The following is a 22,096-nucleotide window of genomic DNA, read 5'->3' as shown; positions in this document are numbered from 1 at the left end:
GTTCTGCTCAGAGCACCAGAGAAGCGAGCACCAGTCACGCGAGCACCAGGCACGCGAGCACCGGACACGCGAGCACCTGCGACACGATTGGCACGACCCTGAACCCTGCGACCGACCTCGTGACGGCCGACCTGCCTGCCGGCACGCGGCCGTTCCCGCTCGCGCTCGGGACGAACGTCTTCGGCTGGACGGTCGGGGCGCCCACCGCCCTCGAGGTGTTGGACCTGTTCGCGGACGACGGCGGGCGGGTCGTCGACACGGCCGACGTCTACTCGGCCTGGCTGCCGGGCAACTCGGGGGGCGAGTCCGAGGCGATCATCGGTCGCTGGCTCGCCCGTCCGGGCAACCGCGACCGGGTCGTGCTCAGCACCAAGTGCGGCCAGCACCCCGAGGCCCCCGGTCTCTCGCGCGCCAGCATCCGCACCGCGGTCGAGGCCTCGCTCCGGCGCCTGCGCACCGACCACGTCGACTTCTACTTCACGCACTTCGACGACGACCGGACCCCGCTCGACGAGACCGTCGGCGCCCTCAGCGAGCTGGTCGACGAAGGCAAGATCCTCTGTGCCGGGGCGTCCAACTACACCGGGGCGCGCCTCCGGCAGGCCCTCGAGATCGCGGCCCGTGACGGGTTGCACCCGTTCCGCGTCGTCCAGGTCGCCTACAACCTCGTGCGCCGTGGCGAGTACGAGGGCGACGTCGCGGCCATCGTCGACCACTACGACCTCGCCGTGCTGCCGCACTCGTCGCTCGCCAGCGGGTTCTTGACGGGCAAGTACCGTCACGAGGCGGGCCGCGGGGACTCCCCTCGGGGCAGCAGGGCCCTCAGCTACGTCACCCCGCAGAACCAGGGCACCCTCGAGGTCGTCGTCGAGATCGCCGAGCGGCTCGACGTCGAGCCCGGGGCCGTGGCCGTGGCCTGGCTGGCCTCGCGCGACAACGTCGTCGGCGCGCTCGGCAGCGCCCGCACCCCTCGCCAGCTCGAGGGCCTGCTCGAGGCGGCCCGGGTCGAGCTGACCGAGGGCGACCTGGCGTCGCTCGAGGCCGTCTCGCGTCCCGTCGCCTGACGCCGGGTCGGTGGCCGACGCGGCCTGTCGCGACCGACTACCCGGCCGGCGGCCCGAGCAACACGACGGTCTTCGTGCCGGGGTCCCACCGCCTCAGGGCCGACAGGGTCACGGCACGGGTCGGCCGGGCGTCCCCGGCGGCGAGGGCGACGACGGCCCGCGCCACCTGGTCGGGCGTCAGGCGCGAGGCGAGCGTGACGTGGGGGGTCCACCGACCGGGGGTCGTGTGCGGGACGTCACCCGCGCCTCCCAGGCTCTCGTGCACGTCGGCGTGCAGCGCGAGCAGCTCGCGCGTCACCACGAGCGGCCTCACCAGCACGAGTCCGCGCGGGGGAGCCCCGAACAGCAGCAGCGCGCCGAGCTCGGCCGACAGCGGCAGGGCCGCCGAGAGGGTCAGGAGGCGCGGGTCGGCGGCCGGGTCGAGGCCGGGTCGCGCCACCAGCGTGACGTGCGGCGCATTCGACGTGCCGGCGTGGTCGCCCTGCGACGGCAGACCCGCCTCCGTCAGGAGGCGCCACTCGTCGCGGACGGCCGCGTCCGAGGCCGGGTCGAGCAGGAGTTCGATGCTGTGCACCCGTCGATCCTGGCCCGGACCGGGCTCGGCGGACCGGGGCGTCACGTGGCGTCAGCACCCCCTCGGCTCTGCTACCCTTGTCTGGTGCCAATCGGCAGCGACCTCGGTCGCTCGCTCAGTGGTCACGCCCCGATAGCTCAGTGGTAGAGCACTTCCATGGTAAGGAAGGGGTCGTCAGTTCAATCCTGACTCGGGGCTCTGGCTGTCTCGGTCCCGTCCCGGTGTGATGCCGGCAGGGCCCGCAGCCTGCGGCGGGGTAGCTCAGTTGGTTAGAGCACACGGCTCATAATCGTGGTGTCGCGGGTTCAAGTCCCGCCCTCGCTACCGCAGGCCCGGATCTCTCACGAGTTCGGGCCTTCGTCGTCGGTGGCCCCGGTCGCGTCGGCTCCGGTCGCGTCGGCCCGGGTCTCGTCGTCCGGGCCGAAGGCGTCCACACCGTCAGGCCGCCGGGCCTACGATGAGGCATGGCCGTGAGCATCCGCAGCATCGGTACCGCCGTGCCCCCGACGACCATCCGACAAGACGCCGTCCGCGAGATCTTCGCGACGCAGCCGGGCCTCAGCCGCCTCGGGCAGCGGATCGTCGGTGCGGCCTTCGGGGCCTCGGCCATCGAGACGCGGCACACCGTCGTCGACGAGCTCGACCAGCAGCCCCGTGACGGCGAGGCCACGTTCTACGACGCGGCGACGAACGAGATCCTGCGTCCCGGCACGGGCACGCGCAACCAGGTCTACGTCGACCGGTCGCCCGACCTCTTCCTCGGTGCAGCCCGTGCCGCGCTGGCCGGTGCCCCCGACCTCGGCCCCGACGACGTCACGCACGTGGTCAGCGTCTCGTGCACCGGGTTCTTCGCGCCCGGCCCCGACTACCTCCTGGTGCGGGGCCTCGGGCTCTCGCCGTCGACGCGTCGCCACCACCTGGGCTTCATGGGCTGCTACGGAGCCTTCCCGGCCCTCGCCGCGGCCCGGGACTTCTGCCTGGCCGACCCCGACGCGGTCGTGCTCGTCGTCTGCGCCGAACTCTGCACGTTGCACCTGCGCAGCTCGGACGACCCGGACTCGATCGTCGCGTCGTCCGTGTTCGCCGACGGGGCCGCCGCGGCCCTCGTCACCGCGCGTCCCGCACCGGCGGGCGCCGTCGTCCTCGACCTCGACGTGCTCGAGACGGTGCTGACCCCCGTCGGCGAGACCGACATGGCGTGGACGATCGGCGACCTCGGGTTCGACATGGTGCTGAGCAGCTACGTGCCGCAGATCATCGAGCTGCACATCGACTCCGCCCTCGCGCCGCTGTTCACCGCCGGGGGCGTCGGTGTCGGCGACGTCGACCTCTGGGCGGTGCACCCGGGCGGGCGCAGCATCCTCGACCGCGTGCAGCAGCAGCTCGGCCTCAGCGACGACCAGCTGGCGCCGTCGCGGGCCGTGCTGCGCGACTACGGCAACATGTCGAGCGCCACCGTGCTGTTCATCCTGCGTGACCTCCTGGCGGGGCCGACGGGCGCGGACGCGACCCGCGAGCCCGAGGTGGGGGCCGAGGCCGTCGCCGGGCCGTCACCCACGGCCCAGCGGATCGGCGCCATGGCGTTCGGCCCCGGGCTGACCGTCGAGACCGCACTGATGACGCGACGCGTCGTCTCGTGAGCCCGACCCGCGCCTCCTCGGTCCGGTCATCCGGCCACCGGCCGCCCCGGTGGCCCGACCTGTCTCGGCGCGGCACCGACCTCGTCGAGCTGATGGACGACCCCGACTGCGACCTGACGCTGTTGAACGCGACCTACCGGGCGTTCCCGGTCGTCAACGGGCTCGTCGCGGGGTGGCGGCGGGTCTACCGACGCCGCCTGCGTCCGCTGTTGTCGACCAGCCGGACGACCCGCCTGCTCGACCTCGGATCAGGGGGCGGCGACCTCGCACGAGCCCTGGCCGGCTGGGCCCGTCGCGACGGTCTCGCGCTCGACGTCGTCGCCGTCGACCCCGACGCGCGGGCGCACGCGTTCTCGGCCTCGCGCCCGACGCCGCCCGGCGTCGAGTTCCGGCGGGCGTCGAGCAGCGAGCTCGTCGCCGCGGGCGAGACCTTCGACGTCGTCGTGTCGAACCACGTGCTGCACCACCTGGACGACGCGGCACGGGCCGCCGTCCTGGACGACAGCACCCACCTGGCCACCCGGCTCGCGGTGCACGCCGACATCGAACGCGGACGCGGGGCCTACCTCGCCTACCGGGCCGCGACCCGCCCGTGGCGCTCGCGGTCGTTCGTGCACGTCGACGGGCTGCTCTCGATCCGTCGCAGCTTCACCGCGCCCGAGCTCGCCGCCGTGGCACCCGCCGGGTGGCGGGTCGTCCGGCAGCGGCCCTACCGGCTGCTGCTGGTGCACGAGCCCGGTACGGGTCGTGGCCGCGCCGGGGGAGCCGCCGCCGCCCCCGAAGCTTCAGCCGTGCCCGGAGGCGGTCACCGTGCGGACTCATGACGTCCTGATCGTGGGCGGCGGCCCCGTCGGGGTCATGCTCGCGGCGGCCCTGACGGACCGCGGTCTCGACGCCGTCGTCTGGGAGGCGCGGGTCGACGACCCTGCGCACTCTCGCGCCCTCGGCGTGCATCCGCCCTCGATCGACCTGTTCGACCGGCTCGGCCTGGCGGACGACCTGCTCGAGGGGGCCGTCCGCATCCGGCGGGGCATCGCCACAAGCGGCGCCCGCACGATCGGAGCGGTGCCCTTCGACCGGGCGTCGTCTCGCTGGCCCTTCGTCGCGGCGGTGCCGCAGGACGCCACCGAGGCCGTGCTGCGGCGGGGGCTCGCCGATCGCCGTGCCGACGCCCTGCGACGCGGCATCCGGTTCACGGGGCTCGAGCAGCGGGACGACGACGTGGTGGTGCACGGGGCCGACGTCGACGGCCCCGTGGTCGCCGCCGCCCGCTTCGTCGTCGGTGCGGACGGCACGCGCAGTGCGGTCCGCGCGGCGCTGGGCGTCGACAGCCGGGCGCGCGACCTGCCCGACCGCTACGTCATGGGCGACGTCGCCGACGCGACCGGGCACGGGCCCGACGCCGTGATCCACCTCGAGCGGGCCGGGGTCGTCGAGTCGTTCCCGTTGCCAGGTGGTCGGCGTCGGTTCGTCGTCCACGTCGGCACCATGCCCGAGGCCGACGGGCGGCGGGCGTCGACCCCGGCTGCCCCGGCGCCGCCCGCACCGACCGCCGACCAGCTCGCCGCCCTCGTGTCCCGTCGCACGGGGGAGGCCGTCGACCCGACGACCACGACGATGACCAGCGCCTTCGGAGTCCGGCGGCGCCTGGCGACGCGCACGGTCGTCGGCCGGGTGGTGCTGATCGGCGACGCCGCCCACGAGATCAGCCCGATCGGCGGGCAGGGCATGAACCTCGGCTGGCTCGACGGTGCGGCCCTCGAGACCGTGCTCGCGGCGGCGCTCCGACGGCGGGGCGGTCGGGCGCTCGACCCGGGCTCGTTCGACCGGTTCGAGGCCGGTCGGGCGCGGGCCGCCCTCCGCGCCGCCCGTCAGGCCGAGTGGAACACCGCCCTCGGTCGTCCGGTCGGAGCCGCTGCCGCGCGGGCCCGTGACCTGGCGCTCGGCGCCGTGCTGCGCGCCCCCGTCCGACACGTGCTCGCCTCGGTCTACGCGATGCGCTGGGCCTGACGCCTGACGCCTGACGCCCGACGCCTAACGACGGTCGCCGGTCTCCTGCCGCCTGTCGCCTCGTCGGCGAGGCGCCGTGTCGGCGCGGCCTCAGGCGACGATCGTGCCGCCGCTCAGCGCGAGCTGCACGACCAGCAGGATCGCCGCCGCCATGATCAGCCGGAACAGGGTGCGGTCGACGCGCCCGGCGCGGACGAGACGCACGCCGACCACCGCGATGCCGAGCGTCACGACGGTGCCGACGACCGCCGCGACGAGGCCGGGCGTCGACGAGCCGCCGCCGACCTGCCCTCCGAGCAGCAGGACGGCGGCGACGGCGAGGGCCGCGAAGGCGACGACACCCGAGACCGTCCGCCCCAGCCGGTGGGGGAGCCCCGCGATGCCGGTCCGGGCGTCGTCGTCGAGGTCGGGCAGCACGTTGGTGAAGTGGATCGCCACGCCGAAGACCGCTCCGACCAGGACGGCCCAGGCGGCGGGTGCCGCGGGCGGGGCGGCCGCGAGGGTCGCCACGGCGGGCAGCAGCCCGAAGCTCACGACGAACGGCAGCACCGAGGCGGGCGTGCGCTTGAGCCCCAGGTCGTAGGCCCACCCCGAGGCCACGAGCACGAGGTGTGCCGTTCCCGCCGCGGAGCCCAGGGCGAACGAGGGCACCAGCATCGCCAGGCCGCACCCGACGGCGGCGGCTCGCACGGCCGACACGCTCACGCGACCCTGCGCGACCGGCTTGTCGGTGCGACCGACTGCGCGGTCGCGTCCGGCGTCGAGCCAGTCGTTGGCGAAGCCGATCGACGCCTGCCCGAGCAGGACGGCCAGGGCCAGCAGGGCCAGCCGCCCCACCGGCAGACCCGAGGAGGCGCCCAGCACGACGGCGAGGAGGGTCACCACGACCGTCGGCCCCGGGTGGGTCGACCCGAGGAGGGCCACGGCGGTCGAGACGGCCCCGTCGCGCCGGCCTGCGGCGGGAGGACGGCCGCGGTGCCCGTCGGAGGTCATCCGCTCACCCTAGAGGGCGTCGGCACGGGAAGGCCGAGGCGGTACGGCAGGGCGGCACGCCTGGCCGGCGCGATGTGCCGCCCGACGCGAAGAGGTGCACCCGAGTCGGGGGAGGACTCGGATGCACCCCGTCGCACCCTCGGCGCTCGAGGTGCAGGTGGATCAGTACCGGCACGCGCCGGATGAGGGTGCCCACGTCGAGTTACCATCCCAGACGTGCCTGGAGTGTACGTCCGTCGGGGCCGTACGGGAAGGGCTCCCGGGCCGGTCTTCGCAGATCGGCCTGGGAGCCCCGGTGGGTGCTGCGTCAGGCGCCGCGGCCCGTCTTCTGCTGCAGGCGGTCGATGTGCTCGCTGGCCTCGGCCTTGGTCATGTCGGCGGGCAGTTCTTCGCCGGCCTCGCGAGCCAGGGTGTCGAGGTAGCTCTTCTGCGGACCGGTGATCGGCTCGTCGCCGGTCACCCAGTCGTCGGGGTCCTTCGAGGCCGTGCTGCCGGCGTCGGGGCGGGCGCCGCCGAGGGTCTCGCCGTGTGCCGGGTGCGAGTTCTCTTCGCGGGCCGTGGCGGCCTGGTCGGTCTCGGTCTCGGTCTGCTCGGTGGTGGTCGTCTGGTCGGACTCGGCCGCTGCCGGGTCGACGGGCGTGATGTCGGGGTCGATGTTCGCGTCGCTCATGCCGTGACCGTACGCCGTGCCCCCGACACCGGGCCGGTGGTCGTACCCCGCTGGTTAGACTCGACCGCGTGTCCGTGAACCCTGAGCTGCAAGGGCGGGTCTTCCCGCCGGTCCCGCCCTACCTGGTGGGTCGAGAGAAGGTGCGCGAGTTCGCGCGCGCGACCGGCTCGACGAGCCCGCTGTCGTTCGACGTCGAGGCGGCCCGCGCGGCCGGCCACGCCGACGTCGTGGCGCCGCCGACCTTCGCCGTCGTGGTCCAAGAGGCCACGCTCGCGCAGCTGCTCGCCGAGCCCGACGCGGGCATCGACTTCTCTCGCGTGGTGCACGGCGAACAGCGCTTCTCGCTGACCCGTCCGATCGTCGCGGGTGACGAGCTGACGGCCACCCTGACCGTCACGAGCGTCAAGACGCTCGGCGGCAACGCGATGGTGACGGCGTCCTCCGACATGCGCGACGCCGAGGGCCGGCACGTGGTGACGGCCGTGTCGACGCTCGTCGTCCGCGCCGACGAGGGGGTCGCCGCGTGAGCGCCCTCGAGGTCGGCCAGGTCGTGGCCGAGAAGACCTACCCCCTGACGCGCGACTCGCTGGTCCGGTACGCGGGCGCCTCGGGTGACTTCAACCCCATCCACTACCGCGACGACGTCGCCGCCGACGTCGGCCTGCCGGGCGTGCTCGCCCACGGCATGCTGACGATGGGCACCGCCGTCCAACCGGTCGTCGAGTGGCTCGAGGGCGCCGGCGACGACGCCGGCGTGCTCGGCTGGGTGTCCGACTACCAGGTGCGGTTCACGCGTCCCGTCGTGGTCGACCCGGCCGACGGCGCCGAGATCGTGGTCACCGCGAAGGTCGGCAAGCTCGACGACGAGGCCCGCACGGCCCGCGTCGACCTGACCGTCACGTCCGCCTGCCAGACGGTGCTCGGCAAGGCGCAGGTCGTGGTGACGCTGGCGTGACGACCTTCGCCGAGCTCACGACGATGCAGGTGGGTGGCGAACCCGCCCGCCTGGTCGAGGCGACGACGACCGACGAACTGCTGGCCGCCGTCCGCGAGGCCTCGCTCGGCGACGACCCCTGGTTCGTGCTGGGTGGCGGGTCGAACACCGTGGCCTCCGACGAACCGTTCGAGGGCACCGTCGTGCGCGTCGCCACCCGCGGCGTGGAGCGCGTCGACTCCGACGACGACCGCGTGCACCTGCGGGTCGCCGCCGGCGAGCCGTGGGACGACCTCGTGGCCCTCACGGTCGAGCAGGGCTGGTCGGGGCTCGAGGCCCTCAGCGGCATCCCGGGGTCGACGGGGGCGTCGCCGATCCAGAACATCGGCGCCTACGGGCAAGAGGTCGCCTCGACCCTCGTCGCTGTGGACTTCCTCGACGACGACTCGGGCGAGTTCGTCCGCATCCCGGCCGCGAACCTCGACCTCGGCTACCGGACGAGCGTGTTCAAGAAGGGCCGTCGCGGCGTCGTGACCGCGGTCGAGTTCGCCCTCGTCGACGACGGAGGCGCGAGCGAGCAGGTCGCGTATCCGCAGCTCGCGAAGGCCCTCGGCGTCGAGCTCGGGGCCCGGGTCTCGGTCGCCGACGTGCGCTCGAGCGTCCTCGCGCTGCGCGCCGCCAAGGGCATGGTCCTCGACCCGGACGACCGCGACACCGCCTCGAGCGGCTCGTTCTTCACCAACCCGATCGTCTCGCGGGCCGACGCGTCGACCCTGCCGCGCGACGCCCCCCGGTGGCCGACCGGCCCCGAGCCCGAGCGTCGGGTCGTGCCGCTGGGCGAAGAGCCCGCCGCCCCGGCCCCGCGGGCCCCGGCCGAGGTCAAGCTCAGCGCGGCCTGGCTGATCGAGCACGCCGGCGTGACGAAGGGCTTCCGACTGCCCGGGTCACGGGCCGCCGTCTCGAGCAAGCACACGTTGGCGCTGACCAACCGCGGGGGTGCGACGGGTGACGAGGTCGCCGAGCTCGCGCGCTACGTGCAGCAGCGGGTTCAGTCCGAGTTCGGCGTGCTGCTGCACCCCGAGCCCGTCCTCCTCGGCCTCTCGCTCTAGGCCGCCCGACGGCAGGGGCGCCCCGGGCGGCTCACGAGTCCTTCCTGATCCAGCGGAAGGTCAGCAGCGACGCGACGGCCCCGGCGACGAGCCAGACCGCCAGCCAGAGGGCCACGCCCGGCAGGTCCCACGAGCCACCGGCCTCGGCCGCCGAGAAGGTGTCGGGCAGGAAGACGCTGCGCATGCCCTGGGCCAGCCACTTCAGCGGGAACACCGAGGCCACGGTCTGCAGCCAGTCGGGCAGCTGCGTGAACGGCAGGTACACCCCCGAGATGAACTGCAGCACCAGCGTGATCGGCACGATGACGGCGGTGGCGCTCTTGCCGCTGCGGGGCACGCGCGACAGGGCGATGCCGACCAGGGCCGACGTCGCGATGCCGAGCAGATAGACCCAGGCGAGCGTCAGCCACGAGCCCGCCTCGGTCGGCAGCGGCACCCCGAACAGGACGCGGGCCACCAGCACGAGCAGCCCCACCTGCAGGAGGCTCGTCACGAGCACCTGCCCGAACTTGCCGACGAAGTACGACCCGACCGGCAGCGGGGTGCCCGAGAGCCGCTTGAGGGTGCCGTCTCCCCGCTCGAGGGCGATGTCGACGGCGAGGTTCTGCACGCCCGACAAGAGGATGCCCGCGGCGATCATGCCCGGCAGGTAGAACGCGGCGGCCCCCACCTCGGTGCCGTCCGGCCGGGTGCCGAACGAGCCCGACGCGCTGAACGCCGTCGAGAAGATCGCCAGCATCACCACGGGGAACAAGAACGTGAAGAAGACGGTGTCGCCGGCGCGGAAGTACCCCCGCACCTCGTAGCGCGTCCGGCTCAGCCCGAGCGCCAGCGTCCTCACGAGGTCACCCCGGACGAGGAGGCGCGGTGCCCGTCACCGGCGCCGGTCGCGTCCGGGGTCCCGTCCGCCTCCTGCTCGGCGGCGGCGACGAGCCCGAGGTACACGTCCTCGAGCGACGGCCTGATCACCTCGAGCGAGCGGGGCTCGCCGAGCTCGGCGTGCAGGCGGGCGACGACGGCGCCCGGCTCGGAGGTGCGGACGTCGTGCCGTCCGTGCTCGTCGACCCAGGTGACGCGGGGCGTGCGCGCCTCCTCGTCCCCGAGTTCGTCGGGTCGCCCCTCGGCGACGAGACGGCCCCGGGCGACGACGGCGACGCGGTCGCTCAGCTGGGCGGCCTCGTCGAGGTAGTGCGTGGTGAGGACGATGCTCGTGCCGTCGGCCGAGAGCGACCGGATGAGCTGCCAGAACTGCCGCCGGGCCTCGGGGTCGAAGCCCGTGGTCGGCTCGTCGAGGAAGAGCAGCTCGGGGCCGCCCACGACGCCCAGCGCCACGTCGACGCGACGCCGCTGCCCGCCGGACAACGAGCGGATGCGCGCACCCGCCTTCGCCTCGAGGCCGACGGCCGCGATCACCTCGTCGACGTCGCGGGGGTTCGGGTAGAAGCCGGCGAAGTGGGCGACCTGCTCCCGCACCGTGGCCGTGCCCTGCTCGCCCGAGGTCTGCAGCACGATGCCGAGCCGCGCCTTCCAGTCGAGGCCTCCGTGCTGCGGGTCGACGCCGAGCACCGACACCTCGCCGCCGGACCGGTCGCGGTAGCCCTCGAGGATCTCGATGGTGGTCGACTTTCCGGCACCGTTCGGCCCGAGCAGGCCGAGGGTCTCACCCGCGGCGACGTCGAACGAGAGGCCGTGCAGGGCCCTGGTGGTGCCGTAGGACTTGGTGAGGTCGCGCACTCGCACGACGGGCTCGGGTGTCATGGGACCAGCGTGCGCCGTCGGGGCCGCGCGCACCAGGCCCGACCGGTCGAGGGTGGGTCCACCGATCGGTGGACCCCGCCCTCAGGAGGCGCGATCGCGGACCCGCGGACGGGTCGCGGTCACGAGAACAGGCGCTGGAGGCGCTGCACGCCCTCGAGCAGTTCGTCGTCGCTCAGCGCGTACGACAGGCGGAGGTAGCCGCTCGGGCCGAACGCCTCGCCGGGCACGGTCGCCACGTCGGCCTGCTCGAGGATCAGGTCGGCGAGCTCGAGCGAGGTGGTGGGCGTGACGCCGCCCCACTCGCGCCCGAGCAGGCCCTGCACGTCGGGGTAGACGTAGAAGGCCCCCTCGGGGGTGGGCGTGACGACGCCGTCGATGCGGTTGAGCTCGCGCACGATCGTGCTGCGGCGGGCGTCGAAGGCGACGCGCATGGCCTCGACCTCGTCCTGCGGGCCGGTGAGCGCGGCGAGGGCCGCGCGCTGCGACACGTTCGAGACGTTCGAGGTGAGGTGCGACTGGAGGTTCGCGGCGCCCTTGATCACGTCGGTCGGACCGACCATCCACCCGACGCGCCAACCGGTCATCGCGTAGGTCTTGGCGACGCCGTTCACGAGGATCGCCTGGTCGGCCAGCTCGGGCACGGCCTGGGTGATCGACGTCGCCGTGACGCCGTCGTAGGTGAGGTTCTGGTAGATCTCGTCGGTGATCACCCAGACGCCGGCCTCGAGCGCCCAGCGTCCGATCGCCTCGACCTCGTCGGGCGAGTACACCGCGCCGGTGGGGTTCGACGGCGAGCAGAACAGCAGCACCTTGGTGCGCTCGGTGCGTGCGGCCTCGAGCTGCTCGACGGTGACCTTGTAGCCCTGGTCGGCGCCGGCGAAGACCTCGACCGTCACACCGCCGGCGAGGGCGATGGCCTCGGGGTAGGTCGTCCAGTACGGCGCGGGCAGCAGGGCCTCGTCGCCGTCGTCGAGCAGGGCCTGGAACGCCTGGTAGACGGCCTGCTTGCCACCGTTCGTGACGATGACCTGCGAGGTCGACGCCTGCGTGCCGCTGTCGCGCAGGGTCTTCTCGACGATCGCCTCGCGCAGCTCGAGCAGGCCGGCCGCCGCCGAGTAGCGGTGGTTGCGCGGGTCGCGGGCGGCGACGACCGCCGCCTCGACGATGTGGTCGGGGGTGGGGAAGTTCGGTTCGCCGGGGCCGTAGCTGATGATCGGGCGGCCCTCGGCCAGCAGCGACTTGGCCTTCGCGTCGACGGCCAGCGTGGCCGATTCGGCGATCGACGAGATACGGGACGAGAGACGGCGCACGGTCGGGGTCACGGGGACGAGCCTAGCGGGGGAGTCCCCTCGTCGGGCGGGTGGCGAGCGACCGCGTCCGACCACCGGTCACCGCGTGGCTTTGCACCGGCCCGCCGCTTCGCCTACACTTGACGAGGCGATCGAATGCGCCAAGCTTCAGCGCGCCTCTGCAGTCCGGTTCACCAACGACCGGCGGCGAGAGGCAGGCCCCACGGGGTCGACCGAGAGGTCATCTGGACGGCGTCGATCCCCTAGGGCGGTGGCTCAATTGGTAGAGCAGCGGTCTCCAAAACCGCAGGTTGCAGGTTCGAGTCCTGTCCGCCCTGCAGCCCGGCTGTGTTCCTCATGACACGGTGATCACACACAGATACGGACACAGGCCCACGGGCCGAGCTCGGAAGGTCGGAACAGTGGCGAGAAAAGACGTTGACGTCCCCAGTGAAGACGTCGTCGACAAGGCGAAGAGCGACAGCGCGACGCGCCGTAGCCCCTTCGCCCGCGTCGCGCTGTTCATCCGCCAGGTGATCGCCGAGCTCAAAAAGGTCGTCACCCCGACCCGCAAAGAGCTGTTCAGCTACACCGGCGTCGTGCTGGTCTTCGTGGTCATCATGATGGCCCTCGTCTCGCTGCTCGACCTGGTGTTCGGCACCGGCGTCGGGTACGTCTTCGGCAACGGTCCGACCGGCAGCTGACGTCGAGCCGCCGGCGCGACATCCCGAGCACCACGTGCGACCGGGGCCCGTGCCACCGTGCACGAGCACCCGACAACCCCGATCGAAAGAAGAACCATTGCCTGACAACGAGCGCGACGACATCGACCTCGCCACCGCTGCCGAGCAGTCCTCCGAGGTCGAAGAGGCCCAAGAGGGCGGCACGCTGGCCGCCGACGAGGACGCCGTCGAGCCCGCCGAGACCGAGGCCCTCTCGATCGTCGACGAGGGCGACGCCGGGTCGACCGACACGAGCGACCTCGACGGCCTGCTCGACACGCTCGCCGAGGCCCGCGACCCCGAGGCCGACGCGATCGTCGACGACGCCCTCGACATCGACGACGAGTTCGAGGCCGAGGCCGCCGTCGAGGCGACCGACGACGAGGCCGACTCCGAGGCCGAGCAGGCCGCCGACGAGGGTGATGCCACTGCGGCGAACGCAGTCATCGCCGAGGCCGAGCAGTCCGTCCAGGCCACCGACGAGGGCGACGCCACCGACGAGGGCGACGCCACCGACGAGGGCGACGCCACCGCGGCCGACGCCGACGCCGTGCTGCCCGAGGCCGAGCAGTCCGTCCAGGACGCCGACGCCGAGATCGCGCACGACGACGTCGACGTCGACGTGTCCGCCACCGAGGTCGAGGACGACGAGCCCGCCGAGGTCGACCCGTACGAGGCCTTCCGCTACGAGCTGCGCGGCAAGCCCGGCAAGTGGTACGTCATCCACTCGTACGCCGGCTTCGAGCGTCGCGTGAAGCAGAACATCGAGAACCGCATGGTCTCCATGACCATGGAGGACTACATCTACCAGGTCGAGGTCCCGATGGAGGACGTCGTCGAGATCAAGAACGGTCAGCGCAAGCTCGTCACCCGCGTGCGCATCCCCGGCTACGTGCTCGTCCGCCTCGACCTCAACGAGGACAGCTGGTCGGTCGTCCGTCACACTCCGGGCGTCACGGGCTTCGTGGGCAACGCCCACAACCCCACGCCGCTGCGTTTCGAAGAGGCCTTCAACATGCTGAAGAGCCTCGTCCAGGTCGACACCACCCCGGCTCCGGCCAAGGGTGGCGCCAAGGGCGGCAAGCAGGCCCAGCGCGTCATCCCGGCCGAGGTCGACTTCGAGATCGGCGAGACGATCACGATCAAAGAGGGGTCGTTCGCCGGACTTCCCGGTACGATCAACGAGATCAAGCCCGAGAGCGGCAAGCTCACCGTGCTGGTCTCGCTGTTCGAGCGCGAGACGCCGGTCGAGCTCAGCTTCGACCAGGTGACGAAGCTCTAGCAGGCAGACACCCCCCACAGGTTTTCAGATCACCGGAGTCCGCGCCGCGGACCACCGGGAGAGCAGGTCGCGACCGCGATCGGCTCGAACCCCACAAGAAGGAAAAGAACAATGGCACCGAAAAAGAAGGTCACGGGTCTGATCAAGCTTCAGATCAACGCCGGCGCCGCGAACCCCGCCCCGCCCATCGGCCCGGCCCTGGGTCAGCACGGCGTGAACATCATGGAGTTCTGCAAGGCGTACAACGCAGCGACCGAGTCGCAGCGCGGCAACGTCGTCCCCGTCGAGATCACGGTCTACGAAGACCGCTCGTTCACGTTCATCCTGAAGACCCCGCCCGCCGCCGAGCTCATCAAGAAGGCTGCCGGCGTCGCCAAGGGTTCGGGTACCCCGCACACCACCAAGGTCGGCAAGCTGACCATGGACCAGGTGCGCGAGATCGCGACGACCAAGCAGGCCGACCTGAACGCCAACGACATCGACGCCGCGGCGAAGATCATCGCCGGCACCGCCCGCTCCATGGGCATCACGGTCGACGCCTAAGCAGCACTCCTCCGTGCAGGCGACCCGCCTGCACGACCCTGACATCAGTGGGAGAGCCGGCCAGGCTCGCAACCACGTCCCCAGTACGAAGAGGTCCAACATGGCTCAGAAGTCCAAGGCGTACCGCGCCGCTGCCGAGAAGATCGAGGCAGGCAAGTTCTACAGCACCAGCGAGGCCGTCGCCGTCGCTCGCGAGACCGGCTCGAAGAAGTTCGACTCGACCGTCGAGGTCGCGTTGAAGCTCGGCGTCGACCCCCGCAAGGCGGACCAGATGGTGCGCGGCACCGTCATCCTGCCGCACGGCACGGGCAAGACCGCCCGCGTCATCGTCTTCGCGACGGGTGCCGCCGCCGAGGCCGCGATCGCGGCCGGTGCCGACGAGGTCGGTGGCGACGAGCTCATCGAGAAGGTCGCCGGCGGCTACACGTCGTTCGACTCGGCCGTCTCGACCCCCGAGCTCATGGGCAAGGTCGGTCGTCTCGGCAAGGTGCTCGGTCCCCGTGGCCTCATGCCCAACCCGAAGACCGGCACCGTGACCCCCAACGTCGCGCAGGCCGTCAACGACATCAAGGGCGGAAAGATCGAGTTCCGTGTCGACAAGCACAGCAACGTGCACTTCGTCATCGGCAAGGCCGGCTTCTCGGAAGAGCAGCTGAACACCAACCTCGACGCCGCCCTCGAAGAGGTCGTCCGTCTGAAGCCGTCCTCGTCCAAGGGCCGCTACATCACCAAGGGCACGCTGTCGACGACCTTCGGTCCCGGCATCCCCCTCGACATCAACGTCTTCTAGGTCCACCCGACCCCGAAGACCTCGCGTCGCCCGTAGGCCGTCCCACTCTCGAGTGGGGCGGCCTTCGTCGTCCCACCGTGCCACCGTGCGGCGACCCGGTCGGGTGAGGAGGCGCGGGTGGGGCACCATGGGCAGATGACCGTCACCGTGCGCCCCGCCACCCCGTCCGACGCCGCCCTGCTCGCCGAGGTGGCAGCGGTGACCTTCCCCCTCGCCTGCCCGCCCGGCTCGGACCTCGCCGACATCGCCCGCGTCGTCACGACCCTGCTCTCGGAAGAGGCCTTCACGCGGTACCTCGCCGACGAGTCGCGCATCGTCCTGCTGGCCGTCGACCCCACGGCCGCCGGTGCCGCCCTCGGCTACAGCATGATGGTCACCGGCGACCCCGACGACGCCGACGTCTCGGCCGTCGTGGCGTCGCGGCCCACCGTCGAGCTGAGCAAGTTCTACGTCATGCCGCAGGGTCACGGCACGGGTGCGGCCTCGACGCTGATGGCCGCGACCGTCGAGGCAGCCCGCGCGACCGGCGCCTCCTCGGTGTGGCTGGGCGTCAACCAGCAAAACGAACGGGCGCTGCGCTTCTACGCCAAGCACGGTCTCGAACGCGTCGGCACGAAGACCTTCGCCCTCGGCGACGACCTGCAGCAGGACTTCGTCCTCGAACTGCGGCTGTAGGCGTCGCCGGGTCGGCACGGCGGGTGAGGCGGCCGACGCGTCAGGCGGCCTCGGTGTCGTCGGCGACGCGCAGGACGAGCTTGCCGCGGGTGTGCGACCGCTCGAGGCGCGTGTGGGCCTCGCACGCGTCGGCCAGGTCGTAGACCTCGTCGACGTAGACGCGCACGTCGCCCGAGTCGAGCAGCCTCGAGATGATCGCCAGGGTCGCGCCGTCCGGCGAGACCGCGAACCCCGTCGAACGGATGCCGGCCCGGGCCGCCTTCTCGGCGAACGCGGCACCGGAGGCCATCGGGGCGTGGACGGCCAGCCCGCCGGGCCGCAGCAGCCGCAGCGCACGGTCGGCCTCGGCGTCGTCGTCGAGCAGGTTGATGACGACGTCGACCTGGCGGATGCTGCGGTCGACGTCGGCGGCGCCGTAGTCGACGACCTCGGCGGCCCCGAGCTCTCGCAACCAGGCCGAGTTCGCGTGCGAGCCGGTCGCGACGACGTGCGCGCCGAAGTACGAGGCGAACTGCACGGCGAAGTGCCCCACGCCGCCGGCCCCGGCGTTGATCAGCAGGCGCTGCCCCTCGTGGGCCTTGGCGACGTCGACGACCATGCCCCACGCGGTGAGTGCCGCCAGGGGCACGGCGGCCGCCTCGACGTGCGACAGTGCGGCGGGCTTCCGGGCCACCGACAGCGACGGGACGCTGATGTACTCGGCGTAGCTGCCGCCCGAGCGCGGGCACGGAGCCATGCCGTAGACCGCGTCACCGCGGCGCAGCGGGTGGGCCGCGTACGGCGTCTCGACGACGACGCCGCTGAAGTCGTGACCGAGCACGGCCGGGAACGACGGGATGGCGTCGCTGTCGCCCCGCCCGGCGCGGGTCTCGAGGTCGAACCGGTTGACGCCCGCGGCGACGACGCGCACGAGCACCTCGGCGTTCACCCGCTGCGGGTAGGGCACGTCGGCGGCGACGAGCTGCTCGGGCCCCCCGGTCCTCTCGATCACCATGGCACGCATCGTGGTGTGCGTCGTCGTGTGCATCGTCGGCCCCTGTCGGCTCGGTGCGCCGTGGCTCCGGCGCGGTGGTGACGCCAGTCAACGGGACGCATGAGTCACCCGTGTTTCGCGGGTGTCACCGACCGGGAAACGATGGGTACGGTGGGCACATGAGAGCAACGGTCGCGGTCCTGCGCGTCGCCGCGGCCGTGGCGGTCCTCGTGGCGGTCGTCAGCCAGTGGGAGAACAGCCTGCGCGACCCCGGGTACCGCTTCGTCGACTTCTTCGGCTACTTCACGATCCAGAGCAACCTGATCGTGCTGCTCGCCCTGCTGGTCGGGGCCTTCACGGTCCTGCGCCGGACGCCGCCGCCCCGGTGGACCGTCGCGCTGCGCGCCGGAGCGACCACCTACATCGCCCTGACCGGGCTGGTCTTCAACCTGGTCCTGGCCGGCATGCCCTCCACCGACCCCTACACGCTCGGCTGGGCGAGCGACGTGTTCCACCGCGTGATCCCGCTGTACGTCGTGCTCGACTGGGTCGTGTTCGCCGACCGCGACCGCCAGCCGTGGCGCCGGGTGTGGCAGTTCTTGGCGTTCCCGCTGGTCTGGGTGGTCGTCGTCCTGGCCCGGGGCGCGGACTTCGTGCCGTACCCGTTCTTGGACGTGGCGACGCTCGGCGGTGGCGCCGTCGCCCTCTGGTGCGTCGGCATCACCGTCGCGGTCGGCGTGATCGGTGCCCTCGTCGTGGCGGCCTCACGCCTGAGGCTGCTCGACCCCGATCGTCCGGCGCCCCCGCACGGCACCTGACCGGGCCGCAGGTCTCAGCGCAGCGGGTCGTACGGAGGCGGTTCGTAGGCCTCGTAGGCGTCGAACGGCGGCGGTGCCGACGTCGACGCCCGTCCGCCCGGGGCGAACGGGTCGACGGGGGCCTGCCGGGCGAGCGTGTCGAGCACCTGGTCGGCGAGGGCCACCAGGCGGTGGATCTCGTCCTCGTCGCGTTCGACCCAACGGCACTGCGGGTCGCCGTGGACGGGCACGAAGTCCGCGTGTTGCTCCCACACCACGAGCGTGCGTTCGGCCCCGAGCACGTACTGCTGCCAGGCGACCTGGCGCAGGTACGAGCGGGGGATCGACGACCAGGCCTTCTTCGTCGTCTTGATCTCGCAGAGCTCGACGGTGCCGTCGGCGCGGACGGTCACCCCGTCGGGCGTGGCCAGGTGCCGCGGCTGGCCGGAGGCGTGGAAGAGCTTCTGGCTGGCCTCGATGCCGTGGCGCTGCAGCACCCACCGGGCGATCTCGGGCTCGCGTGCCCGGCCGTGGTCGGTGTAGGCGTTGCCGCCGAAGCCGTTGCCGTAGAGCTTGTCGAGCACGACGGCCTGCACGGCGCGGGGGCTCGAGAGCCGGGCGACGTCGGTGGCCGTGATGCCCTGGCTGCGGGCCCGCAGCCAGGCGATGCGGTCGGAGGAGTCCGCGAGCACCCGGGACAGGTGCGCAGGAGGCGCGGCGGGGGTCGTCGGCTCGTCGTCGTCCCACAGGGCGAGCATGGGCTGGACGACGGTCATGGTGACCATTGTCCCTCGTGACGGGCGCGAGGACGACACCCGCGCCTCCCCGTGTCGCGGACGGGTGGCGCGCCGGGCACCGATGGTCAGACCGCGGCCGCGAGCTCGTCGATGGCGGCGGGGGAGAGCGCGTGGTGGATGGCGAGCATGCTGGCGCCCATGAGGCCGGCCCGGTCGCCCGCCCGCGACGGGACGATGCTCAGGTGCTCGGTCGCAAGCGGCATCGAGCGCTGGTAGACGACCTCGCGGACGCCCGCCAGGAGGTGTTCGCCGGCCTGGGCCATCGAGCCGCCGATCGCGATGACCGACGGGTTGATCATGTTGACGCAGGCCGTGAGCACCTCGCCGAGGTCGCGTCCGGCCTGCCGCACGGCCTGCACCGCGTCGAGGTTGCCCGTGCGGACGAGTTCGACGACCTGGCGTCCGCCCTCGCAGTCGTGGCCCAGGGCCCTCAGCGAGGCGGCGAGGGCCGGGCCCGAGGCGACGGCCTCGAGGCAGCCGACGTTGCCGCAGTGGCAGACGACCCCGGCCCCGCGCGGGATCTGCACGTGGCCGATGTCGCCCGCGATGCCCTGGGCCCCCCGCTGCAGGCGGCCGCCCGAGATGATGCCCGAACCGATGCCGGTCGCCACCTTGACGAACAGGAAGTGGTCGGTGCTCGGCCAGGCATGGCTGCGCTCGCCGAGGGCCATGATGTTGACGTCGTTGTCGACGAGGACGGGCACGTCGAGGTGGCGGCGCACCCAGCCCGGCACGTCGAAGCCGTCCCAGCCGGGCATGATCGGCGGGTTGACCGGTCGGCCCGTGCCGAACTGGACGGGGCCGGGCAGGCCGATGCCGACGCCGATGAGGTCGTCGCGGGTGCGTCCCAGCCGGTCGAGCAATGCGTCGGCTCCGGTGACCATGCCGCCCAGCGTGGTCTCGGGGCCGTCGGCGATGTCGATCAGGCTGCGGTCGCTGGTCAACTCGACGCCCATGAGGTCGGTGAGGGCGAGGTTGACGTGGCCGGCGCCGAAGTCGGCGGCGAGGACGACGCGGGCCGAGGGGATGAGGGCGACCCGCGAGGGCGGTCGGCCGCCCGTCGAGACGGCGTCGGCGAAGGGGCCGACGAGACCGAGCTCGGCGAGGACGTCGAGGCGCAGGCCGATGGTCGACCGGGCGAGGCCGGTCATCGCCGCCAGCTCGGCCCGGGTGCGCGGTGCGCCGTCGCGGAGCAGCTGGAAGATCTCGCTGGCTCCGGTGCTGCCGAGGGCAGACGACCGCGTCGTGTCGGACATGGCAGCAGTAAACCACAGGCCTCGGCGACGTCCGAGAGAACCCCGCCGAGAAAACGGCGACTTTTGCTTGCGGGTCGACAGAAGCGGTCCTATGGTGAGTCTCGGTCGACGCCGACCGCCACTCTTCCGGGGGTGACCGGTCGACGGCTCGACCGCAGAGAGTCCCCGACGGTGCCCGTCACCGCCGCACATCCACTCGGAAGAGGAGACACCCCTGGTGACCACCGCAAGCCCGATCTCGGTCCAGCTCTACACGGTCAGAGACGCCATCGCCGCCGACCTGCCCGGCACCCTGCAGCGCATCGCCGACCTCGGCTACACCCAGGTCGAGCCCTACGCCTTCGTCGACCGCGTCGACGAGTACGCCGAGGCCCTGCCGGCCGCCGGGCTCACCGCGCCGAGCGCGCACGTCGGCCTGATCGGCAAGGACCTCGAACCGATCTTCGCCGCCGCCACCCGTCTCGGCGTCGGCACGATCATCGACCCGCACATCGACGAGACCCGCTGGGTCACCCGCGAGGACGTCGAGGCGATCGCCGCGGAACTCGGCGAGATCGCCGACGCGGCCGCCGCCCACGATCTGAGGATCGGCTACCACAACCACGCCTTCGAGCTCGAGAACCTGATCGACGGCACCCCTGCCCTCGAGGTGTTCGCCGCGGCCCTGCCCGCGAACGTCGTGCTCGAGATCGACACCTACTGGGTCGAGGTCGGCGGCGTCGACGCGGCCGAACTGCTGGCCCGCCTGGGCGACAAGGTGCAGTTCCTGCACGTCAAGGACGGCCCGAAGAACAAGAACGACGTCGAGCAGGTCGCCGTGGGGCGCGGTTCGATGCCGGTCCGCGACATCCTCCAGGCCGCCCGCCAGGCCACGCCGGTCGTCGAACTCGACGACCACGCGGGCGACGTGTTCACCGCGCTGGCCGACAGCCTCGAGTTCTTGCAGGGGGTGCGCGCGTGAGCGATGTGACCACCGCCTCCCGGCCCGCCGTCGCCTCCGACGGCAAGACCGGCCCGGTCGGCGTCGGCGTCATCGGCGCCGGCGTGATCAGCGACCAGTACCTCGGCAACCTGACGCGGTTCCCCGACCTGAAGGTGCTGTTCGTCGCCGACATCGACCAGGACCGCGCGGCGGCCCAGGCCGAGAAGTGGGGCGTCCCCGGCAGCGGCACGGTCGACGAGCTGCTCGCCCTCGACGACGTCGAGATCGTCGTCAACCTGACGATCCCCGCGGCCCACGTCGAGGTCGCCCTGAAGGCCGTGGCCGCGGGCAAGCACGTCTGGGGCGAGAAGCCCTACGCGCTCGACCGTGAGAGCGGCGCACGCCTGCTCGCCGCGGCGAAGGAGGCCGGCGTCCGGGTGGCCGTCGCCCCCGACACCTTCCTCGGCGCCGGGCTGCAGACGGGCCTCCGCGTCGTCGCGCGCGGCGACATCGGCACCCCGCTGACCGGACTGGCGCTCTTCCAGGTGCCCGGGCCCGAGTCGTGGCACCCGAGCCCCGAGTTCTTGTTCGCCCACGGCGCCGGCCCCATGTTCGACGTCGGCCCGTACTACCTGACCACGCTGGTGCAGGTCTTCGGGCCCGTTGCCAAGGTCACGGCCACGGCCTCGAAGGCGCGGGACAGCCGCGTGATCGGCTCGGGCCCGAAGGCCGGCACGGTGTTCCCCGTCGAGGTGCCGACGCACGTCAGCGCCCTGCTGCAGTTCGAGAGCGGGGCGAGCGCCCAAGCCGTCTTCAGCTTCGACTCGAAGCTCGCCCGGGCCGGCTTCGTCGAGATCGCCGGCACCGAGGGCACGGCGGTGTTCCCCGACCCGAACGAGTTCGAGGGCGACACGACCGTCCACACCGGCACCGACGAACCGGCCGTCGTCGCCGCGACGGGCTCGACCTTCACGCGCGGCACCGGCGTCGCCGAGCTCGCCCAGGCGATCCGTGAGGGCCGCCGCGAGCGCGTGCCCGGCGAGCTCGCCTTCCACGTCCTCGACGTCATGGTGTCGCTCGCCGAGTCCGCCGAGCGCGACGAGAGCGTCCGCGTCGAGTCGACGCTCGAGCCGACGCCCGAACTGCCCGAGAGCTGGGACCCCTCCGTCCCGACCCTCGGCTGACCCGGTGCGGTGCCGGCGCCTCCTCGACGCCGGCACCGCGCCTCCTCACCCACCCCCGAGCGCACCACCCGCACGACACAGCACCACCGGCACGACACAGCACCACACCCCGCA

The 22,096-nt window shown here is 72.6% G+C and carries 23 protein-coding genes, 3 tRNA genes and 1 pseudogene; 18 read left to right on the top strand and 9 right to left on the bottom strand.

All coding sequences use genetic code 11. From position 1 onward, the window contains the following. Positions 1 to 119: 119 nt before the first annotated feature. Positions 120 to 1,064: an aldo/keto reductase gene (locus ASG05_RS04700; RefSeq protein ID WP_056257812.1), complete on the top strand. Its 945-nt coding sequence runs from the start codon at positions 120 to 122 to the stop codon at positions 1,062 to 1,064. Positions 1,065 to 1,101: 37 nt separating this feature from the next. Here ASG05_RS04700 and ASG05_RS04695 read toward each other — a convergent pair whose 3' ends face one another. Next, positions 1,102 to 1,638 carry a 2'-5' RNA ligase family protein gene (locus ASG05_RS04695; protein ID WP_056257808.1) on the bottom strand — a complete coding sequence of 179 codons (537 nt, stop codon included), beginning with the start codon at positions 1,636 to 1,638 and terminating at the stop codon, positions 1,102 to 1,104. A 126-nt stretch (positions 1,639 to 1,764) separates the two neighbouring features. On the opposite strand from ASG05_RS04695, the gene ASG05_RS04690 reads away from it, so the two are divergent. The 5 genes from ASG05_RS04690 (at position 1,765) to ASG05_RS04670 (ending at position 5,288) form a co-directional block, all read left to right on the top strand. After that, positions 1,765 to 1,836 (top strand) — tRNA-Thr (locus ASG05_RS04690). 52 nt (positions 1,837 to 1,888) lie between these two features. Next, positions 1,889 to 1,962 (top strand) — tRNA-Met (locus ASG05_RS04685). Between the two features lie 140 nt (positions 1,963 to 2,102). Beyond that, on the top strand, positions 2,103 to 3,278 hold the full coding sequence (locus tag ASG05_RS04680) for a type III polyketide synthase (protein WP_056257805.1): 1,176 nt from the start codon (positions 2,103 to 2,105) through the stop codon (positions 3,276 to 3,278). Next, positions 3,275 to 4,102, top strand: a complete 828-nt coding sequence (locus tag ASG05_RS04675; protein WP_255354541.1) for a methyltransferase domain-containing protein — start codon at positions 3,275 to 3,277, stop codon at positions 4,100 to 4,102. Before ASG05_RS04680 ends, ASG05_RS04675 begins: the two co-directional genes overlap by 4 nt. Continuing rightward, a complete protein-coding gene (locus ASG05_RS04670; protein ID WP_157490050.1) occupies positions 4,089 to 5,288 on the top strand; it encodes an NAD(P)/FAD-dependent oxidoreductase in 1,200 nt (399 codons plus the stop codon). The genes ASG05_RS04675 and ASG05_RS04670 overlap by 14 nt, the downstream gene beginning before the upstream one ends. A gap of 90 nt (positions 5,289 to 5,378) precedes the next feature. Here the strand turns inward: ASG05_RS04670 and ASG05_RS04665 are convergent, their stop codons facing one another. Then, positions 5,379 to 6,281 carry a UbiA family prenyltransferase gene (locus ASG05_RS04665; protein ID WP_082486364.1) on the bottom strand — a complete coding sequence of 301 codons (903 nt, stop codon included), beginning with the start codon at positions 6,279 to 6,281 and terminating at the stop codon, positions 5,379 to 5,381. Between the two features lie 307 nt (positions 6,282 to 6,588). Continuing rightward, a pseudogene (locus tag ASG05_RS16815) lies at positions 6,589 to 6,774 on the bottom strand (DUF3072 domain-containing protein); the annotation flags it as partial. Positions 6,775 to 7,019: 245 nt separating this feature from the next. On the opposite strand from ASG05_RS16815, the gene ASG05_RS04655 reads away from it, so the two are divergent. The 3 genes from ASG05_RS04655 to ASG05_RS04645 are packed head-to-tail and all read left to right on the top strand — an operon-like array spanning position 7,020 to position 8,994. Beyond that, complete coding sequence (locus ASG05_RS04655; RefSeq protein WP_056257803.1) at positions 7,020 to 7,478, top strand: MaoC family dehydratase N-terminal domain-containing protein; 459 nt, start codon at positions 7,020 to 7,022, stop codon at positions 7,476 to 7,478. Continuing rightward, entirely contained in the window at positions 7,475 to 7,906 is a 432-nt protein-coding gene (locus tag ASG05_RS04650) for a MaoC/PaaZ C-terminal domain-containing protein (protein ID WP_056257800.1), read from the top strand. The genes ASG05_RS04655 and ASG05_RS04650 overlap by 4 nt, the downstream gene beginning before the upstream one ends. Then, complete coding sequence (locus ASG05_RS04645) at positions 7,903 to 8,994, top strand: UDP-N-acetylmuramate dehydrogenase (protein ID WP_255354540.1); 1,092 nt, start codon at positions 7,903 to 7,905, stop codon at positions 8,992 to 8,994. Before ASG05_RS04650 ends, ASG05_RS04645 begins: the two co-directional genes overlap by 4 nt. A gap of 31 nt (positions 8,995 to 9,025) precedes the next feature. On the opposite strand, the gene ASG05_RS04640 is transcribed toward ASG05_RS04645, so the two are convergent. The 3 genes from ASG05_RS04640 to ASG05_RS04630 all read right to left on the bottom strand — a co-directional run bounded on the left by ASG05_RS04640 (position 9,026) and on the right by ASG05_RS04630 (position 12,074). Further along, positions 9,026 to 9,835, bottom strand: a complete 810-nt coding sequence (locus ASG05_RS04640; RefSeq protein ID WP_056257797.1) for an ABC transporter permease — start codon at positions 9,833 to 9,835, stop codon at positions 9,026 to 9,028. After that, positions 9,832 to 10,752: an ABC transporter ATP-binding protein gene (locus tag ASG05_RS04635; protein WP_056257795.1), complete on the bottom strand. Its 921-nt coding sequence runs from the start codon at positions 10,750 to 10,752 to the stop codon at positions 9,832 to 9,834. The genes ASG05_RS04640 and ASG05_RS04635 overlap by 4 nt, the downstream gene beginning before the upstream one ends. A gap of 119 nt (positions 10,753 to 10,871) precedes the next feature. Then, entirely contained in the window at positions 10,872 to 12,074 is a 1,203-nt protein-coding gene (locus tag ASG05_RS04630; protein WP_235491387.1) for a pyridoxal phosphate-dependent aminotransferase, read from the bottom strand. A gap of 232 nt (positions 12,075 to 12,306) precedes the next feature. On the opposite strand from ASG05_RS04630, the gene ASG05_RS04625 reads away from it, so the two are divergent. The 6 genes from ASG05_RS04625 (at position 12,307) to ASG05_RS04600 (ending at position 16,053) form a co-directional block, all read left to right on the top strand. Beyond that, positions 12,307 to 12,379 (top strand) — tRNA-Trp (locus tag ASG05_RS04625). Between the two features lie 84 nt (positions 12,380 to 12,463). Further along, the gene (gene secE / locus ASG05_RS04620; RefSeq protein ID WP_056257792.1) at positions 12,464 to 12,745 is read left to right on the top strand and encodes a preprotein translocase subunit SecE; all 282 of its coding nucleotides are present in this window, start codon (positions 12,464 to 12,466) and stop codon (positions 12,743 to 12,745) included. Between the two features lie 97 nt (positions 12,746 to 12,842). Beyond that, the gene (gene nusG / locus ASG05_RS04615; RefSeq protein ID WP_056257788.1) at positions 12,843 to 14,045 is read left to right on the top strand and encodes a transcription termination/antitermination protein NusG; all 1,203 of its coding nucleotides are present in this window, start codon (positions 12,843 to 12,845) and stop codon (positions 14,043 to 14,045) included. A 111-nt stretch (positions 14,046 to 14,156) separates the two neighbouring features. Next, complete coding sequence (rplK, locus tag ASG05_RS04610) at positions 14,157 to 14,588, top strand: 50S ribosomal protein L11 (RefSeq protein ID WP_043592945.1); 432 nt, start codon at positions 14,157 to 14,159, stop codon at positions 14,586 to 14,588. A 100-nt stretch (positions 14,589 to 14,688) separates the two neighbouring features. Continuing rightward, positions 14,689 to 15,378, top strand: coding sequence for a 50S ribosomal protein L1 (gene rplA, locus ASG05_RS04605; RefSeq protein ID WP_043592944.1), 690 nt, complete (start codon positions 14,689 to 14,691; stop codon positions 15,376 to 15,378). Positions 15,379 to 15,513: 135 nt separating this feature from the next. Next, positions 15,514 to 16,053, top strand: coding sequence for a GNAT family N-acetyltransferase (locus ASG05_RS04600; protein ID WP_056257784.1), 540 nt, complete (start codon positions 15,514 to 15,516; stop codon positions 16,051 to 16,053). A 40-nt stretch (positions 16,054 to 16,093) separates the two neighbouring features. Here the strand turns inward: ASG05_RS04600 and ASG05_RS04595 are convergent, their stop codons facing one another. After that, the gene (locus tag ASG05_RS04595) at positions 16,094 to 17,047 is read right to left on the bottom strand and encodes an NADP-dependent oxidoreductase (RefSeq protein WP_235491386.1); all 954 of its coding nucleotides are present in this window, start codon (positions 17,045 to 17,047) and stop codon (positions 16,094 to 16,096) included. A gap of 158 nt (positions 17,048 to 17,205) precedes the next feature. Here ASG05_RS04595 and ASG05_RS04590 point away from each other — a divergent pair, with 158 nt between their 5' ends. After that, positions 17,206 to 17,844 carry a Pr6Pr family membrane protein gene (locus ASG05_RS04590; protein ID WP_056257779.1) on the top strand — a complete coding sequence of 213 codons (639 nt, stop codon included), beginning with the start codon at positions 17,206 to 17,208 and terminating at the stop codon, positions 17,842 to 17,844. Positions 17,845 to 17,858: 14 nt separating this feature from the next. Here the strand turns inward: ASG05_RS04590 and ASG05_RS04585 are convergent, their stop codons facing one another. Next, positions 17,859 to 18,599 (bottom strand): YqaJ viral recombinase family protein, encoded by a 741-nt coding sequence (locus ASG05_RS04585; protein WP_369814031.1) that lies wholly within the window; start codon positions 18,597 to 18,599, stop codon positions 17,859 to 17,861. Positions 18,600 to 18,685: 86 nt separating this feature from the next. Beyond that, the gene (locus ASG05_RS04580; protein WP_056257776.1) at positions 18,686 to 19,876 is read right to left on the bottom strand and encodes an ROK family transcriptional regulator; all 1,191 of its coding nucleotides are present in this window, start codon (positions 19,874 to 19,876) and stop codon (positions 18,686 to 18,688) included. Between the two features lie 217 nt (positions 19,877 to 20,093). Here ASG05_RS04580 and ASG05_RS04575 point away from each other — a divergent pair, with 217 nt between their 5' ends. Next, complete coding sequence (locus ASG05_RS04575; RefSeq protein ID WP_200936702.1) at positions 20,094 to 20,837, top strand: sugar phosphate isomerase/epimerase; 744 nt, start codon at positions 20,094 to 20,096, stop codon at positions 20,835 to 20,837. Then, on the top strand, positions 20,834 to 21,982 hold the full coding sequence (locus ASG05_RS04570; RefSeq protein WP_082486362.1) for a Gfo/Idh/MocA family protein: 1,149 nt from the start codon (positions 20,834 to 20,836) through the stop codon (positions 21,980 to 21,982). The genes ASG05_RS04575 and ASG05_RS04570 overlap by 4 nt, the downstream gene beginning before the upstream one ends. Positions 21,983 to 22,096: the final 114 nt, after the last annotated feature.

The sequence above is a fragment of the Frigoribacterium sp. Leaf186 genome, from assembly GCF_001423905.1.
In the GTDB taxonomy this organism is placed as follows: domain Bacteria; phylum Actinomycetota; class Actinomycetes; order Actinomycetales; family Microbacteriaceae; genus Frigoribacterium.
The sequence above is the reverse complement of the archived record's forward strand: the minus strand, read 5'-3'. Positions and strand labels throughout refer to the sequence as shown.

Excerpts from the sequence above, each read along its gene's own strand:
- ASG05_RS04680 (WP_056257805.1), top strand. The coding sequence starts at position 2,103 with ATGGCCGTGAGCATCCGCAGCATCGGTACCGCCGTGCCCCCGACGACC.
- ASG05_RS04665 (WP_082486364.1), bottom strand. The coding sequence starts at position 6,281 with ATGACCTCCGACGGGCACCGCGGCCGTCCTCCCGCCGCAGGCCGGCGC.
- ASG05_RS04635 (WP_056257795.1), bottom strand. The coding sequence starts at position 10,752 with ATGACACCCGAGCCCGTCGTGCGAGTGCGCGACCTCACCAAGTCCTAC.
- rplK (WP_043592945.1), top strand. The coding sequence starts at position 14,157 with ATGGCACCGAAAAAGAAGGTCACGGGTCTGATCAAGCTTCAGATCAAC.
- rplA (WP_043592944.1), top strand. The coding sequence starts at position 14,689 with ATGGCTCAGAAGTCCAAGGCGTACCGCGCCGCTGCCGAGAAGATCGAG.
- ASG05_RS04600 (WP_056257784.1), top strand. The coding sequence starts at position 15,514 with ATGACCGTCACCGTGCGCCCCGCCACCCCGTCCGACGCCGCCCTGCTC.
- ASG05_RS04595 (WP_235491386.1), bottom strand. The coding sequence starts at position 17,047 with ATGGTGATCGAGAGGACCGGGGGGCCCGAGCAGCTCGTCGCCGCCGAC.
- ASG05_RS04590 (WP_056257779.1), top strand. The coding sequence starts at position 17,206 with ATGAGAGCAACGGTCGCGGTCCTGCGCGTCGCCGCGGCCGTGGCGGTC.
- ASG05_RS04585 (WP_369814031.1), bottom strand. The coding sequence starts at position 18,599 with ATGACCGTCGTCCAGCCCATGCTCGCCCTGTGGGACGACGACGAGCCG.
- ASG05_RS04580 (WP_056257776.1), bottom strand. The coding sequence starts at position 19,876 with ATGTCCGACACGACGCGGTCGTCTGCCCTCGGCAGCACCGGAGCCAGC.